Annotated in this window: 11 protein-coding genes; 3 read left to right on the top strand and 8 right to left on the bottom strand. The window is 69.1% G+C overall.

Annotated features, from left to right (window positions below; translation table 11 throughout):
* Positions 1–397: 397 nt before the first annotated feature.
* Entirely contained in the window at positions 398–919 is a 522-nt protein-coding gene (locus tag LRD69_RS10680) for a universal stress protein (RefSeq protein WP_277326334.1), read from the top strand.
* 190 nt (positions 920–1,109) lie between these two features.
* Positions 1,110–1,682 (top strand): acetate uptake transporter, encoded by a 573-nt coding sequence (locus LRD69_RS10675; protein ID WP_277326333.1) that lies wholly within the window; start codon positions 1,110–1,112, stop codon positions 1,680–1,682.
* A gap of 112 nt (positions 1,683–1,794) precedes the next feature.
* On the opposite strand, the gene glmS is transcribed toward LRD69_RS10675, so the two are convergent.
* Together glmS and LRD69_RS10665 are read right to left on the bottom strand one after the other, a co-directional pair.
* Positions 1,795–3,624, bottom strand: a complete 1,830-nt coding sequence (glmS, locus tag LRD69_RS10670) for a glutamine--fructose-6-phosphate transaminase (isomerizing) (protein WP_277326332.1) — start codon at positions 3,622–3,624, stop codon at positions 1,795–1,797.
* A 44-nt stretch (positions 3,625–3,668) separates the two neighbouring features.
* A complete protein-coding gene (locus LRD69_RS10665; protein ID WP_277326331.1) occupies positions 3,669–3,944 on the bottom strand; it encodes a hypothetical protein in 276 nt (91 codons plus the stop codon).
* Between the two features lie 319 nt (positions 3,945–4,263).
* On the opposite strand from LRD69_RS10665, the gene LRD69_RS10660 reads away from it, so the two are divergent.
* Positions 4,264–5,901: a beta-N-acetylhexosaminidase gene (locus tag LRD69_RS10660; RefSeq protein ID WP_277326330.1), complete on the top strand. Its 1,638-nt coding sequence runs from the start codon at positions 4,264–4,266 to the stop codon at positions 5,899–5,901.
* A gap of 82 nt (positions 5,902–5,983) precedes the next feature.
* Here LRD69_RS10660 and LRD69_RS10655 read toward each other — a convergent pair whose 3' ends face one another.
* From LRD69_RS10655 to LRD69_RS10630, 6 genes are all read right to left on the bottom strand, one after another.
* Positions 5,984–7,759, bottom strand: coding sequence for an IucA/IucC family siderophore biosynthesis protein (locus LRD69_RS10655; RefSeq protein ID WP_277326329.1), 1,776 nt, complete (start codon positions 7,757–7,759; stop codon positions 5,984–5,986).
* Entirely contained in the window at positions 7,756–8,307 is a 552-nt protein-coding gene (locus tag LRD69_RS10650; RefSeq protein WP_277326328.1) for a GNAT family N-acetyltransferase, read from the bottom strand. Before LRD69_RS10650 ends, LRD69_RS10655 begins: the two co-directional genes overlap by 4 nt.
* A complete protein-coding gene (locus LRD69_RS10645; RefSeq protein WP_277326327.1) occupies positions 8,304–9,581 on the bottom strand; it encodes a lysine N(6)-hydroxylase/L-ornithine N(5)-oxygenase family protein in 1,278 nt (425 codons plus the stop codon). Before LRD69_RS10645 ends, LRD69_RS10650 begins: the two co-directional genes overlap by 4 nt.
* Positions 9,565–11,013, bottom strand: coding sequence for an aspartate aminotransferase family protein (locus LRD69_RS10640; RefSeq protein ID WP_277326326.1), 1,449 nt, complete (start codon positions 11,011–11,013; stop codon positions 9,565–9,567). Before LRD69_RS10640 ends, LRD69_RS10645 begins: the two co-directional genes overlap by 17 nt.
* Before the next feature lie 157 nt (positions 11,014–11,170).
* Complete coding sequence (locus tag LRD69_RS10635) at positions 11,171–12,022, bottom strand: siderophore-interacting protein (RefSeq protein WP_277326325.1); 852 nt, start codon at positions 12,020–12,022, stop codon at positions 11,171–11,173.
* A 136-nt stretch (positions 12,023–12,158) separates the two neighbouring features.
* Positions 12,159–13,193, bottom strand: coding sequence for an ABC transporter substrate-binding protein (locus LRD69_RS10630; protein ID WP_277326324.1), 1,035 nt, complete (start codon positions 13,191–13,193; stop codon positions 12,159–12,161).
* Positions 13,194–13,307: the final 114 nt, after the last annotated feature.

The following is a 13,307-nucleotide window of genomic DNA, read 5'->3' as shown; positions in this document are numbered from 1 at the left end:
GATGGGAGCCGGCGGGCGGCGGCGGGGGAGGGGCGGTGCGGACCCCCGGCGTGCCCGGTGCGTTCCGGTGACTCGGTGGCGCACGGGTGTCACCAACGGTGCCCGCCGTGCCCGCTCACCGAGCGTCGTCGTCCGGTTGCGCCCCCTCGATCCGTCGCGTCGTGGTCGCGGGCGGCTCGGTGTACCGCGCAACCGGCATTGCCATACGGGGCGGCCTCGGGCATGCTCCCTGGGACGTCGCAAGCGCTTTGCGGGGGTCTGGGCAGTGGAGGAGTGGCGCCGTACCCTTAGGGGTAAGGGGTTGGGAAGATGATTCCCGGACACCACGACACCGCCCGCCGAAACACCTTCCCCAAACCGCTCACTCCTCACGAGGACTCTCTTCGCCGAGACACCGATGGCCGGTCACGAAATCCCCGAACCCGCGGACCGCAAGCAGGTAGCCGACCCTCTGTCGGACCAGCAGGCGGCCGAAGAAACACGTCATTCCTGCGATCCCGCCTTCCGGCATGGGGTCGTGGTCGGATTCGACGGCTCCATGTCCAGCGAGCGAGCCCTCGCCTATGCGATCGGGATGGCCCGGAGATCGGGTTCCGGCCTGATCATCGTCCATGTCGCCAACCGGCTGCCGACCACGGTCTGGGCGGGCTGCGAGCCTCCCGTCTTCGTCGATGTGCCCGACCACCGCACCGAGGTCCTCGGACTGGAGCTCGCGTGCGCGGACTACCTCTCCGAGGTGCCGTGGGTGCTCGTCGAGCGCGGCGGTGACATCTGCCACGAGCTGGAGGACGTCGGCCGGGAGTACTCCGCCGACGCGATCGTCGTCGGCTCGACGCACGGCGTCGTCGGCCGGATCTTCGGCTCGGTCGCGGGGCGGCTGGCGAGGCGCGCGCAGCGCCCGGTCGTGGTCATTCCCTAGCGGATCCCCGGCGGGCGTCGTCGCGGGTGCTCGCCGGACCTGACGGTCTCTTTCCGGTGCTTTCCCGACGTGGCGTCAACTCGCCCATGAAAACAGGCAATCTACTCGCCCGTAGAGGTGGATTGTGCGCTTGTGAAGGGTACATAAGGGTCACTGGGAAACAGCACCACTGCCTTGAAGGGAGCCCGCCGTGGACAATGACGTCTCTGCGGGGAACAGCAGCACCTCCACCCTCGGCCATCTCGCCCTGGGACTCACCCTGTTGGCGTTCGGCGTCGGTCACACCGGAGTCATCGACGGTGTGACGGCGGCCGACGCCGTCTCGCTCGCGCTGTATGTCGGCGGTATAGCCCTGTTCGTCGCCGGACTGCTGGAGTTCCGCGCGGGCAGCAGCTTCACCGGCACGGCCTTCGTCGGCCTCGGCGCCTTCTGGTTCACCTGGGGCACCGGTGCCGATGCCCAAGTCTCCGCTCATGCGGCGGGGCTGTTCCTGCTGCTCTGGGCGCTGTTCGCACTGAGTCTGACCCTCGGGGCGGCCGGCGGCGGTCTGCTCACGCAGGGGATGTACGGGCTGCTGTTCCTGGGGCTTCTGCTCCTGGGCGTCGGACAGTTCGCCGGCAGTGACGGGCTCGGCAAGGTCGGCGGCTGGCTGGCCGCGCTCGCCGGTCTCGCCGCCTGGTACGGGGCGACGGCGGCGCTGGCCAAGTGGCCGACGGTGCTGCCGAAGCGTGCTGCCGGCCGAGGCGTGACGGCCACCGGCTGAGGCAGCGACCGGCCGGTGCGACCAGGTCGGCACCGGCCAACGAGAGAGAGCGGCCCCGCACCCATGGTGGCGCGGTGCGGGGCCGCTCTCTGCTGCGTACGGCGGGCGGTGCCTACTCGACCGTGACGGACTTCGCCAGGTTCCGCGGCTTGTCGATGTCGCGGCCCATGGCCAGCGCCGTGTGGTACGCGAAGAGCTGGAGCGGGATACCCATCAGGATCGGGTCCAGCTCGTCCTCGTTCTTCGGCACGACGATGGTGTGGTCGGCCTTCTCCTGCACCTGGTGCGCGACCGCGAGGATCCGGCCGCTGCGGGCCTTGATCTCCTCCATCGCGGCACGGTTCTTCTCCAGCAGGTCGTCGTCGGGCACGATCGCGACCGTCGGCATCGAGGGCTCGATCAGAGCCAGCGGGCCGTGCTTCAGCTCGGACGCCGGGTAGGCCTCGGCGTGGATGTACGAGACCTCCTTGAGCTTCAGCGAGGCCTCACGGGCGACGGGGTAGCCGCGCACCCGGCCGATGAACATCATCGACTTGGCGTCGGCGTACTCGGCGGCCAGCTTCTTGATCTCGTCCTCGTTCTCGAGGATCTCGGTGATCTGGGCGGGCAGCTTGCGCAGGCCCTCGATGATCCGCTTGCCGTCGGCGACCGACAGGTCGCGGATCCGGCCCAGGTGCAGTGCGAGCAGCGCGAATGCGACCACCGTGTTGGTGAAGCACTTGGTGGAGACGACGCAGACCTCGGGACCGGCGTGGACGTACGTACCGCCGTCGGCCTCGCGGGCGATCGCCGAGCCGACCACATTGACCACGCCGAGGACCCGGGCGCCCTTGCGCTTGAGCTCCTGGACAGCGGCCAGCACGTCGTACGTCTCGCCGGACTGGGAGACGGCGACGTACAGGGTGTCGGGGTCGACGACCGGGTTGCGGTAGCGGAACTCGGAGGCGGGTTCGGCGTCCGCGGGGATGCGGGCCAGCTCCTCGATCAGCTGGGCGCCGATCTGGCCCGCGTGGTATGAGGTGCCGCAGCCCAGGATCTTGATCCGGCGGACCCCGCGCGCCTCACGGGCGTCCAGGTTGAGGCCGCCCAGGTGGACGGTGGAGAACCGGTCGTCGATCCGGCCGCGCAGCACCCGGTCGACGGCGTCGGCCTGCTCGGAGATCTCCTTGTGCATGTACGTGTCGTGGCCGCCCATGTCGTACGACTCGGCCTCCCACTCCACGGTGGTCGGCGTGGCCGTCGTGCTGGAGCCCTCGGTGGTGTACGTACGGAAGTCGTCGGCCTTCAGGGTGGCCATCTCGCCGTCGTCGAGGGTGACGACCTGGCGGGTGTGGGCGACCAGCGCGGCGACGTCGGAGGCGACGAACATCTCCTTCTCGCCGATGCCGAGGACGACCGGGGAGCCGTTGCGGGCGACGACGATGCGGTCGCTGAAGTCGGCGTGCATGACGGCGATGCCGTACGTGCCCTCGACCGAGCGCAGGGCCTCGCGGACCTTCTCCTCCAGGGTGTCCGCCTGGGCGCGGGCGATCAGGTGGACCAGCACCTCGGTGTCGGTCTCGGAGAGGAAGACGACGCCGTCGGCGACGAGCTTCGCACGGAGCTCGGAGGCGTTGTCGACGATGCCGTTGTGGACGACGGCGACCTTGTGGTCGGCGTCCAGGTGCGGGTGCGCGTTCTCGTCGCTCGGGGCGCCGTGGGTGGCCCAGCGGGTGTGGGCGATACCGGTGGTGCCGTTGAAGCGCTTGGGGACGCGGGCCTCCAGCTCGCGCACCCGGCCCTTCGCCTTGACCATCTTCAGCGCGGCGGGCTTGCCGGCCGCGGCCTTGCCGGTGATGACGATGCCCGCGGAGTCGTAACCCCGGTACTCCAGCCGCTGCAGCCCTTCCAGCAGCAGCGGAGCCACGTCACGCTTTCCGATGTATCCGACGATTCCGCACATAGAGTCTCTGCCCCTCCATCGACGTACTTGTTGGTGCCCGTTGCTCAGCCGTAGACGATGCGGCGCAGCTGGCGGAGCGAGAGCTCCGGCGGCGCGACCGCACGATGCGGCAGCTCGGCCGCGATCCGCTCGAAGATCTCCGCGTTCACCAGGCCGCCGGACTGCAGCTCGCGGTGGCGGCGGCGGACGAAGTCGTCGGTCGTCTCGTCGAAGTACGCCAGCACGTCGAGGATCACCCGGGCTGCCTCACCACGCTGAAGCGTGGTGGAGCGCACCAGATGATCGATGAGGTCGTCATGCGACGGGCGGCGTTCGAGCACTCGTCGATACTGCGGTGGATGCGGGCTGTGTGCAACAATTCTGCCCGATATCGGGCAGGGATGACCGTGATTGCCTTCTCCGTGGGGAACGAAGCGGCATTGTTTGCTGTTTTTATTACTCGAAGTCACGAATGTGTCACTCAGGTGTAAAGCGCGGTGGACGCCCCCTCGGATGAATCCCCCCGTGCGGCAGATTCCTCGGCGGAGAAACGGGGAAGTGGTCTACACCTTGACCGTGCGGGGGGCGCGCGATACGCATGGCGATGCTCGGTTGCTCAGGAGATCCGCAGGTGTGAACCCGTCGAAAGGGACCCGGCTTGTGAGAGTGCACAAAACACAACGCACCGCCCTTCCCCGCCTTCTCGGCTCGTTGCTGCTCGTCACGGCGGCCGGTATCTCCAGCGCAGGAGCAGTTCCGCAGGGGGCGGCGGCGGCCACCAGTGGCCAGTCCGCCGGTTCACCCCGTCCGCTCGGGCAGATCGTGCCCGCACCCGCCCGGGTGAGGCCGGGCGGATCCCCGTACACCATCACCGCAGGGACGAAGATCCGCGTCGACGACGGCTCTCGCGAGGCCCGGAAGATCGGTGACTATCTGGCGGGCGTGCTGCGCCCCTCAACCGGCTATGCCCTGCCCGTCACCGACCACGACGGCGGTGACGGCATCCGGCTGCGGCTCGGCTCCCACGACGGCGAGCTGGGCGCCGAGGGCTACACGCTGAAGTCCGCTCCCGGGTCCGTCACCATCACCGCACGTGGTCCTGCAGGGCTCTTCCACGGCGTTCAGACGCTGCGTCAGCTGCTCCCGGACCAGGTGGAGATGAACAGCCGTCAGAAGGGCCCGTGGAAGGTCGCGGGCGGCACGGTCACCGACGCGCCGCGCTATGCGTACCGGGGGGCGATGCTCGATGTCTCCCGGCACTTCTTCTCCGTCGCCGAGGTCAAGCGTTACATCGACCAGATCGCGCTCTACAAGATGAACAAGCTCCATCTGCATCTCTCCGACGACCAGGGCTGGCGCATCGCCATAGATTCCTGGCCGCGGCTGGCCACGTACGGAGGGCAGACGGAGGTCGGCGGGGGTACCGGCGGCTACTACACGAAGAGCGACTACAAGGAGATCGTCCGGTACGCGGCCTCGCGCTATCTGGAGGTCGTACCCGAGATCGATCTGCCCGGCCACACGAACGCGGCACTCGCCTCCTACGCCGAGCTGAACTGCGACGGCGTCGCGCCGCCGCCCTACACCGGCACGGACGTCGGTTTCAGCTCGCTGTGCACGCCGAAGGCCGTCACATACGACTTCGTGAACGACGTGGTCCGTGAGCTGGCCGCGCTCACGCCCGGCAGGTACATCCACATCGGCGGCGACGAGGCGCACTCCACCGGCCACGACGACTATGTGGCGTTCATGGACAAGGCACAGGCCATCGTCGGCAAGCACGGCAAGACCGTGGTCGGCTGGCACCAGCTGACCGGGGCCAAGCCGGTCGCGGGCGCGGTCGCCCAGTACTGGGGGTACGACGCGACGGGCGCCGCCGAGCGCAAGCAGGTGGCGGACGCCGCGACGAACGGCACGAAGCTGGTGCTGTCCCCTGCGGACCGGGTCTACCTCGACATGAAGTACGACAGGGACACCGCGCTGGGGCTGGCCTGGGCCGGCTACGTCGAGGTGCAGCGCTCGTACGACTGGAACCCCGGCACCTACCTGGAGGGCGCCCCGGAGAGCTCGATCCTCGGTGTCGAGGCGCCGATCTGGTCGGAGACGCTGACCAACAGCGACGAGGTCGAGCAGATGGCGTTCCCGCGGCTGCCGGGGGTTGCGGAGCTGGGCTGGTCGCCGGCGTCCACGCACGACTGGGACGCGTACAAGGTGCGCCTCGCGGCGCAGGGGCTGAGGTTCTCGGCGCTGGGGATCGATTACTACCGCTCCCCGCAGGTGCCGTGGCCCACGCAGTGAGGTGACCGGGCGTCCGGCCGGCGCCCGCATGCCCGATCGCCGGCCGGGCCCGGATCCTCCGGGCCCGTCCGGCGATCGGAGCCTAGAACCCCGCGATCGGGTTCCTCAGGGTGCCGATCAGCTGCAGTGCTCCCGACGGGTCCGTCAGGTCGACCATCTGCCTGTTGTTGCGCAGCTGCAGCCGGTTCAGGCAGGAGAGTGCGAACTCCTCGGTGAACATGTCGTACTGCTTGAACTTCTCGGCCAGCTGCGGCACCGACTCCTGGTACCCGCAGACGCACGCGGCGACCGTCCGCCAGAAGGTGTCTTCGTCGAGGACCCCCTCGGTGGCGAGTCCGGCGGCCAGGAAGCGGAAGTAGCAGTCGAAGACGTCGGTGAAGACCGACAGCAGCTTCATTTCGTCGGGGACCTCGGCGCGGACCCGTTCGACCTGGGGCGGCAGCACCGCGTCCGGGTCCATGACCGCGATCTCCTCGGCGATGTCCTTGAAGACCGTGCGGGTGACGACTCCGTCCTCGATCACCAGGATGACGTTCTCGCCGTGCGGCATGTACACCAGGTCGTAGGCGTAGAAGCTGTGCAGTACCGGCACCAGATAGGCGTCCAGGTAGCGTCGCAGCCAGTCGGCGGGGGCCAGTCCCGACTCGGCGATCAGCGCGGCCGCGACGGAGCCGCCCTCGTGGTCGGTGTGGACGAGCGAGGCCATCGTCGCGACCCGCTCACCGGCCGCCAGGCCGGGCACGGGGCTCTCCCGCCAGAGCGCGGCGAGCATTTTGAGGTACGGGGAGCCCTTGGCGGTGGCCGCCTCGTACGCGCGGTGGTGGTAGCCGATGGCCGCCCGCTCCCGGATGATCGAGAACCGCGCGGCGCGCAGTACCTCGTCACGCTCGATCAGCCCGGACAGCCAGTCGTTGATCGCGGGCGTCGCCTCCATGTACGCGGCGGACAGCCCGCGCATGAAGCCCATGTTGAGGACGGACAGCGCCGTCTTGACGTAGTGCCGGTCCGGGTTGCTGGTGTTGAAGAACGTACGGATCGACTGCTGGGCGAGATATGTGTCCTCGCCCTCGCCGAGGCAGACCAGGTGGCGCCGGGCGAGCTCGCCGGCGAAGGTGACGGCGAGCTTGTTCCACCACTGCCAGGGGTGGACGGGTATCAGCAGGTAGTCGTCGAGGTCGAGCCCGAGGCCGGCCATCGTCGTCGCGAACCGGGCCCGGGTCTCCTCGCTCAGCTCGCCCTCGATCAGCGTGGAGTAGTCGAGTCCGGCGCCCGCGGTGAAGGTGGCGCGGTCACGGTGGGCGGCGACCCAGACCAGCCGGACCGCGCCCGCAGCCTCGGGGGCGTACGCGCGGTACTCGTCGACGCCGAAGCCGAGCCGTCCGTTGTTGGCGACGAAACAGGGGTGGCCCTCGGTCATGCCCGTCTCGATCGCCTGGAAGCCGGCGGCGACGAGCCCGGCGGAGGTCACCGGCTCCTTGGTCAGTTTGTACGCGGTGCCGGCCAGCGTGGAGGAGATCTCCTCCAGGTAGACCGGCAGGATCTCCGCCGAGAGGCCGAGCGCCTCGCGCAGCTCGATGAAGAACTCCAGTGCGTCCAGGGGGAGTTCGCTGCCGTGCCGGTGACGGGTGACGGAGGCCGCGTCGACCTGCCAGTGGTCGAGCGCGAAGCGCCGGGCGGTGAAGCGGTACTCGGTCGCGGAGTCGTCGCTGCGGACCGTGTAGCGGTCGTCGCCGAGCGGTTCGGGGGTCAGCAGCCGCTCATGGGCGAACTCCGCGAGCCCCTTGCGGATCAGCAGCCGGGTGGCGACGGCCCAGCGCTCGGGGGTGAGGTGCGCGACGGCGTCGGCGGTCGTGGTCATCGGGCGGCTCCTTCGCGACGCGCGGCCTCGAACTGTTCCCGGGTGCAGACGCTGATCAGGGCGTTCTTCTCCGGCTTGGCGATCTCCCGGAGGACCTCGAAGCCGACGGCCTTGTTGAGCGCGTGCACCGCGCTGTTGCGTGCGTCGGGCTCGACGACCACACGGCGTACCGACGGGTCGGCGAACAGCGTCTCCATCACGGTGGTGATGACGGCGCGCGTGAAGCCGTGCAGCGGGGTGTCGGACGGGGCGACCAGGAAGTGCATCCCGATGTCGCCGGGCTCGGCCTCGTACAGGCCCTTGAGCTCGACCTCGGTGGGGTCGTACCGCTCCATCAGGAAGGCGGGCTCCCCGTCGTGCAGGCCCAGGAACGCGTCGTGATGAGGGTGGGCGGCGATCGCCATGTACTCCCGCTCGACGTCCTGGAGTCTGGCGTCGCCCATCAGCCAGAAGGCGGCCTTGGGGTGGGTGACCCAGCTGTGCACGAGTTCGGCGTCGGCGAGCGGGTCGAGGGCGCGGACGGTGAACGTGCCGAGGTCGGTGGTCATACGGCGAACTCCTGGAAGGCGATGGACTTCTCGACCGGGTAGTACTCACGGCCGAGCAGCTCGCCGATGATGTATGCGTTGCGGTAGGCACCCATGCCCAGGTCGGGCGAGGTGATCGAGTGGGTGTGCGTGCCCGCGTTCTGCAGGAAGACGCCGCGCCCGGTGGTGTCGATGGAGTAGTTGCGGGCCACGTCGAAGCGGCCCCGGCTGTCGTGGCGCAGCCGGTCGGTGATCGGCTCCAGGAAGGCCGGCGGGGTGTAGCGGTAGCCGGTGGCGAGGATCAGGCCCTCGGTGCTGAGGGTGTAGTCCTTGCCCTGTTCCTCCTGGCGCAGGCCCAGGGTGTACGTGCCGCTGGACTCCTCGTAACGCACGCTGTTCAGCGCGGAGTTGCTGAGAAGGCGGGTGGGCACGGGGCCGGGCAGGTTCTTCTGGTAGAGCAGATCGAAGATCGCGTCGATAAGCTCCGAGTCGATGCCCTTGAAGAGACCCTTCTGGGTGGACTCCACCCGGTAGCGGGTCTGCTCGGGCAGCGCGTGGAAGTAGTCGATGTACTCCGGGGAGGTCATCTCCAGCGTCAGCTTGGTGTACTCCAGCGGGAAGAACCGCGGCGAGCGCGTCACCCAGTTCAGCCGGTAGCCGTGCCCGTCGATCTCGGAGAGCAGGTCGTAGTAGATCTCCGCCGCGCTCTGCCCGCTGCCGACGATGGTGATGGACTTCTTCGCCTGAAGCGCCGCCTTCCCCTCCAGGTAGCGGGAGTTGTGCAGGAAGTCGCCGCCCAGGCCCTGGCAGGCCTCCGGAATGTAGGGGGGAGTTCCCGTGCCCAGGACCAGGTGCGGGGCGCGGAACACGCCTCCGGCGCGGGTGGTCACGGTGTAGAGAGCGGCGCTCTCGTCGTACGTGACCGACTCGACGGTCTCGTTGAAGCGGATGCTGCCCAGTTTGGCGGCGGCCCAGCGGCAGTAGTCGTTGTACTCGGTCCGCAGCGGGTAGAAGTTCTCCCGGATGTAGAAGGAGTACAGCCGGCCGCGTTCCTTGAGGTAGTTGAGGAACGAGTACGGCGAGGTGGGGTCGGCCATCGTCACCAGGTCCGACATGAACGGCGTCTGGAGGTGGGCGCCTTCGAGGAACATCCCGGAGTGCCATTCGAAGTCCGGCTTGGACTCCAGGAACACACCGTCGAGTTCGTCGACGGGCTCGGCCAGGCAGGCGAGGCCGAGGTTGAACGGGCCGAGGCCGATCCCGATGAAGTCGTGGGGGTCAGGAAGCGCGGTCAAGGGAGTCTCCCAGGTACTGCTCGGCGTGGCCGGCGATCAGATCGAGTACCGCGGCGATGTCCCGCGCGGTCGTTTCAGGGTTGAGCAGGGTGAATTTCAGGTACTGGCGGCCACCGACCTTCGTCCCGGCGACCACCGCCTCACCGGAGGCGAAGAGCGCCTTGCGGGCGTGGAGATTCGCCCGGTCGATCTCGGCGGGCGAGGTGACGACGGCCGGGATGCAGCGGAACACCAGGGTGGACAGCTGCGGCTCGACGACGACGTCGAAGCGCGGGTCGGCGGTGAGCAGCCGCCAGCCCTCGGCGGCCAGGTCGCAGACCTCGTCGAAGAGCTCGCCGACGCCGTCCGCGCCCATGACACGCAGGGTCATCCACAGTTTCAGGGCGTCGAATCTGCGGGTGGTCTGCAGGGACTTGTCGACCTGGTTGGGGATGCGCTCCTCGGCCATCCGCTGCGGGTTGAGGTATTCCGCGTGGTAGGTCGCGTGCCGCAGCGTCGCCCGGTCGCGGACCAGAACGGCAGACGAACTCACCGGCTGGAAGAAGGACTTGTGGTAGTCCACGGTCACCGAGTCGGCGTGCTCGATGCCGTCGAGGAGGTGACGGCGCCCGCGGGAGGCCAGCAGTCCGCAGCCGTACGCGGCGTCGACGTGCATCCAGGTGGAGAACTGCTCGCAGAGCGCGGCGATTTCGGGCAGCGGGTCGATGGAGCCGAAGTCCGTGGTGCCCGCGGTGGCGACGACCGCCATCGGGACGGCGCCCTCGGCGACGCACTGCTCCAGGGCGCGGGCCAGGGCCACGGTCTGCATGCGCTTGTTCTGGTCGACCGGGACGGAGACGACGGAGCCCGGTCCGAGGCCGAGGAGTTTCGCCGACTTCTGGACGCTGAAGTGGCTGCACTCGGAGGTGAAGATGCGCAGCCGGTTGAAGTGCTCGGGGCGGGACTTGGCCTCTTCGCGGGCGAGCAGCAGGGCCTGCAGGTTGGACTGGGTGCCCCCGCTGGTGAAGATGCCGTCGGCCGCCGGTCCGAGTCCGATCCGGGCGGCGGTCCAGTCGATCAGCCGGCGCTCGATGAGCGTGCCGCCCGCGCTCTGGTCCCAGGTGTCCAGCGAGGAGTTGACGGCCGAGAGCACGGCCTCGCCGAGCACGGCGGGGATGACCACGGGGCAGTTGAGGTGGCCCAGGTAGCGGGGGTGGTGGAAGTAGACGGCGTCACGGAGATAGACGCGGTCGAGCTCGTCGAGTGCGGCGGTGGCGTCGCCCAGCGGCCGGTCCAGATCGACCGCGTCGACGACCGGGGACAGTTCGTCGACGGAGATTCCGGTGAACGGCCGCTCGGTGGCGGCGAGTTTGGCTGCGACCCGTTCGACTCCTGCGGTCACGGAGCGACGGTAGTGCTCCGCAGTCGTGTCGTTGAGCAGGTGCGAACGCATGAAGGGGTCCTCCCGGACGCGGGGATCTTCATCGGGCCCTCAGGACAGAAGGAGGGGGCGAGGGCGCGATGCCGAAGTAAGGTTAGCCTAACCTAACTTCGACTCGCGTTGTTCCCTCGCCCCCACGGGACGCAGAAGTTGTCCGGATCACATGCCCTTACGTGTCCTCGGTGGCCGCTTCCGAACGCAGCTGCTCCTCGCTCAGCCCGCGCCGCCAGTAACCGACGAACGTGACCCGCCTGCGGTCGAACTGACGCTCCTGCACCAGATGGCGACGCAGGTCCCTCACGCCCGACGACTCGCCCGCGATCCAGACGTACGGAGTCCCCTCGGGGAGCTCGGCCGCGCGCACCGCGTCGACGGCGGACGGTGCGCCCTCGTCGCGGACGAGCCAGCTGATCCGGGCGCGGGCCGCGGTGTTGAGCGCCTGGCGGTCCTGCGTGTGCGGAACCTCCAGCCAGACCCGGGCCTGCATCCCGGCCGGCAGCCATTCCAAGGCGGCCGATGCGGCGGGCAGCGCCGTCTCGTCGGCCCAGATCAGCACCCAGTCGGTGTCCTGCGGAGGCCGGAAACGGACGGCCGTGTTGTCCTCGACGGCCGGGCCGAGGGCCTTGAGGAGGTCGCCCGGGGCAGCGGCGGCGGCCCAGCGGCAGGCCGGGCCGCCGTCCTCGTGCAGCGCGAAGTCGATATCGATTTCGGTCGAACCGTCGGGGCCGCGACGCTGCGCGCGGACGGTGTACGAGCGCATGACGGCCCGGACGCCCTCGGGCAACGCCCGCCAGGCGGCGAACCATTCGCCGTCCTCATCGACCGGAACGACTGGTTCCCGCTGGCCGGGGTGCGGCAGGAACAGCGACAGGCTCTGATCCCTGCCTCCGGCGGCGAAGCCGTCGAGTCCCGGCCCGCCGAAGGTGATCCGGAGCATCGACGGCCCCAGTCGCCTGGTCCGGACGACCGTCAGGCCGAAGAACCGGAAGGGGGCGACGGGGGGAGCTGCGGCGGTCGTCATACGAGGGCTCCTTCCAGGAACCGGGAAGCGTGGGTGACGCGGCCCGGCCCGGCCGGGAAGATCCCGGCCGGGCCGGGCCGGTACCGGGTTGCTGCGATGTGTGCCGCCGGAGTGCTCCGGCGGCGCTTCCGGTGCGTCAGCCGGCCTTCTTGGCGCTCTCGATGGCCTTCGCGAGGTCCTCGAGGATCGGCGTGCACTTGTCGTACGAGTAGATCGGCTCGGTGGTGCGCGGGATCACCTGGCCGGCCTTCACGGCGGGCAGCTGCGCCCAGGTGGGCTTGGACGTCAGGGTGTCGGGCTGCAGGGCCGACGAGCGGTTGTCCATCATGATGATGTCGGCGTCGTACTTGTCGACGTTCTCCCAGCTCAGCTCCTCGAAGAAGCCTGCGGCGTTGACCTTCGGCTCGACGAACTTCACGCCCAGTTCCTGGAAGTACAGGGTGTCCGCGGACATCTTGGCGAGCGAGACGTAGAAGAGGTCCTGGCTGGCCGAGCCGATCATGACCTTGATGTTCGGCTTCGACTTGGCGGCTGCGCGCAACCGGGCCGCGGCCGTCTCGAAGCGGGCCTTGGCATCGATGACCTTGGCGGCCTTGACGTCGGCGCCGAGGGACGCGGCGAGGTCCTCGTGGCGCTGGATCGCCTTGGGGATCGTGGTCTCGGCGGCCCACAGGGCGACGCTCGGGGCCAGCTTGAGGATCTTGTCCTTGGACTCGTCCGGCACGTACCAGAGGGCGTCCTTCTCCCACATGGCGGTGACGAGCAGCTCCGGGCCGAGCGCGGCGTACTTCTCGACGTTGAACTCGCCCCAGACGTTGCCGAGTATCTCGACCTTGCTGATGTCGAGGTCGCCGGCCTGCACATCGGGCTTGCCGTCCGCGGTCTTCGTCGGGCCGAAGACGCCCTTGACCTCGATGCCGTAGTCGTGGAGCGCTGCGGCGACACCGGTGAAGGCGACGATGTTCTTCGGGGTCGACTTGGCCTCGGCGGTCACGCCGCGGTCGTCCTTGAACGTCCAGGTGCCGGCCTTCGCGGAGCTCGAAGCAGAGCCCGAGCCGGAGCCTTTCGAGTCGCTGTCGCCGCAGGCTGCGAGCACGGCGCCGAGACCGACGGCGCCGCCGGCGGCCAGCAGGCCGCGACGGGAGAGGGAGGTGGTCCGGACCTTGGGCATGGGTGTGTCTGCTTTCGTACGCGCCGGTAGGCGCCCGCTGACGAGTTCGAAGGTAGGTTAGCCTAACCTTCGCAACTGTCCAGAGGGCGCCCTGCCCAACGGCCCGCAGGCCGG

It is taken from the genome of Streptomyces sp. JH14, assembly GCF_029428675.1.
Taxonomy (GTDB): domain Bacteria; phylum Actinomycetota; class Actinomycetes; order Streptomycetales; family Streptomycetaceae; genus Streptomyces.
This window is presented reverse-complemented; position numbering and strand designations above follow the sequence as displayed.

Coding starts and splice junctions, on each gene's coding strand:
- LRD69_RS10680 (WP_277326334.1), top strand. CDS start 398: ATGGCCGGTCACGAAATCCCCGAACCCGCGGACCGCAAGCAGGTAGCC.
- LRD69_RS10635 (WP_277326325.1), bottom strand. CDS start 12,022: ATGACGACCGCCGCAGCTCCCCCCGTCGCCCCCTTCCGGTTCTTCGGC.
- glmS (WP_277326332.1), bottom strand. CDS start 3,624: ATGTGCGGAATCGTCGGATACATCGGAAAGCGTGACGTGGCTCCGCTG.
- LRD69_RS10640 (WP_277326326.1), bottom strand. CDS start 11,013: ATGCGTTCGCACCTGCTCAACGACACGACTGCGGAGCACTACCGTCGC.
- LRD69_RS10630 (WP_277326324.1), bottom strand. CDS start 13,193: ATGCCCAAGGTCCGGACCACCTCCCTCTCCCGTCGCGGCCTGCTGGCC.
- LRD69_RS10655 (WP_277326329.1), bottom strand. CDS start 7,759: ATGACCACGACCGCCGACGCCGTCGCGCACCTCACCCCCGAGCGCTGG.
- LRD69_RS10650 (WP_277326328.1), bottom strand. CDS start 8,307: ATGACCACCGACCTCGGCACGTTCACCGTCCGCGCCCTCGACCCGCTC.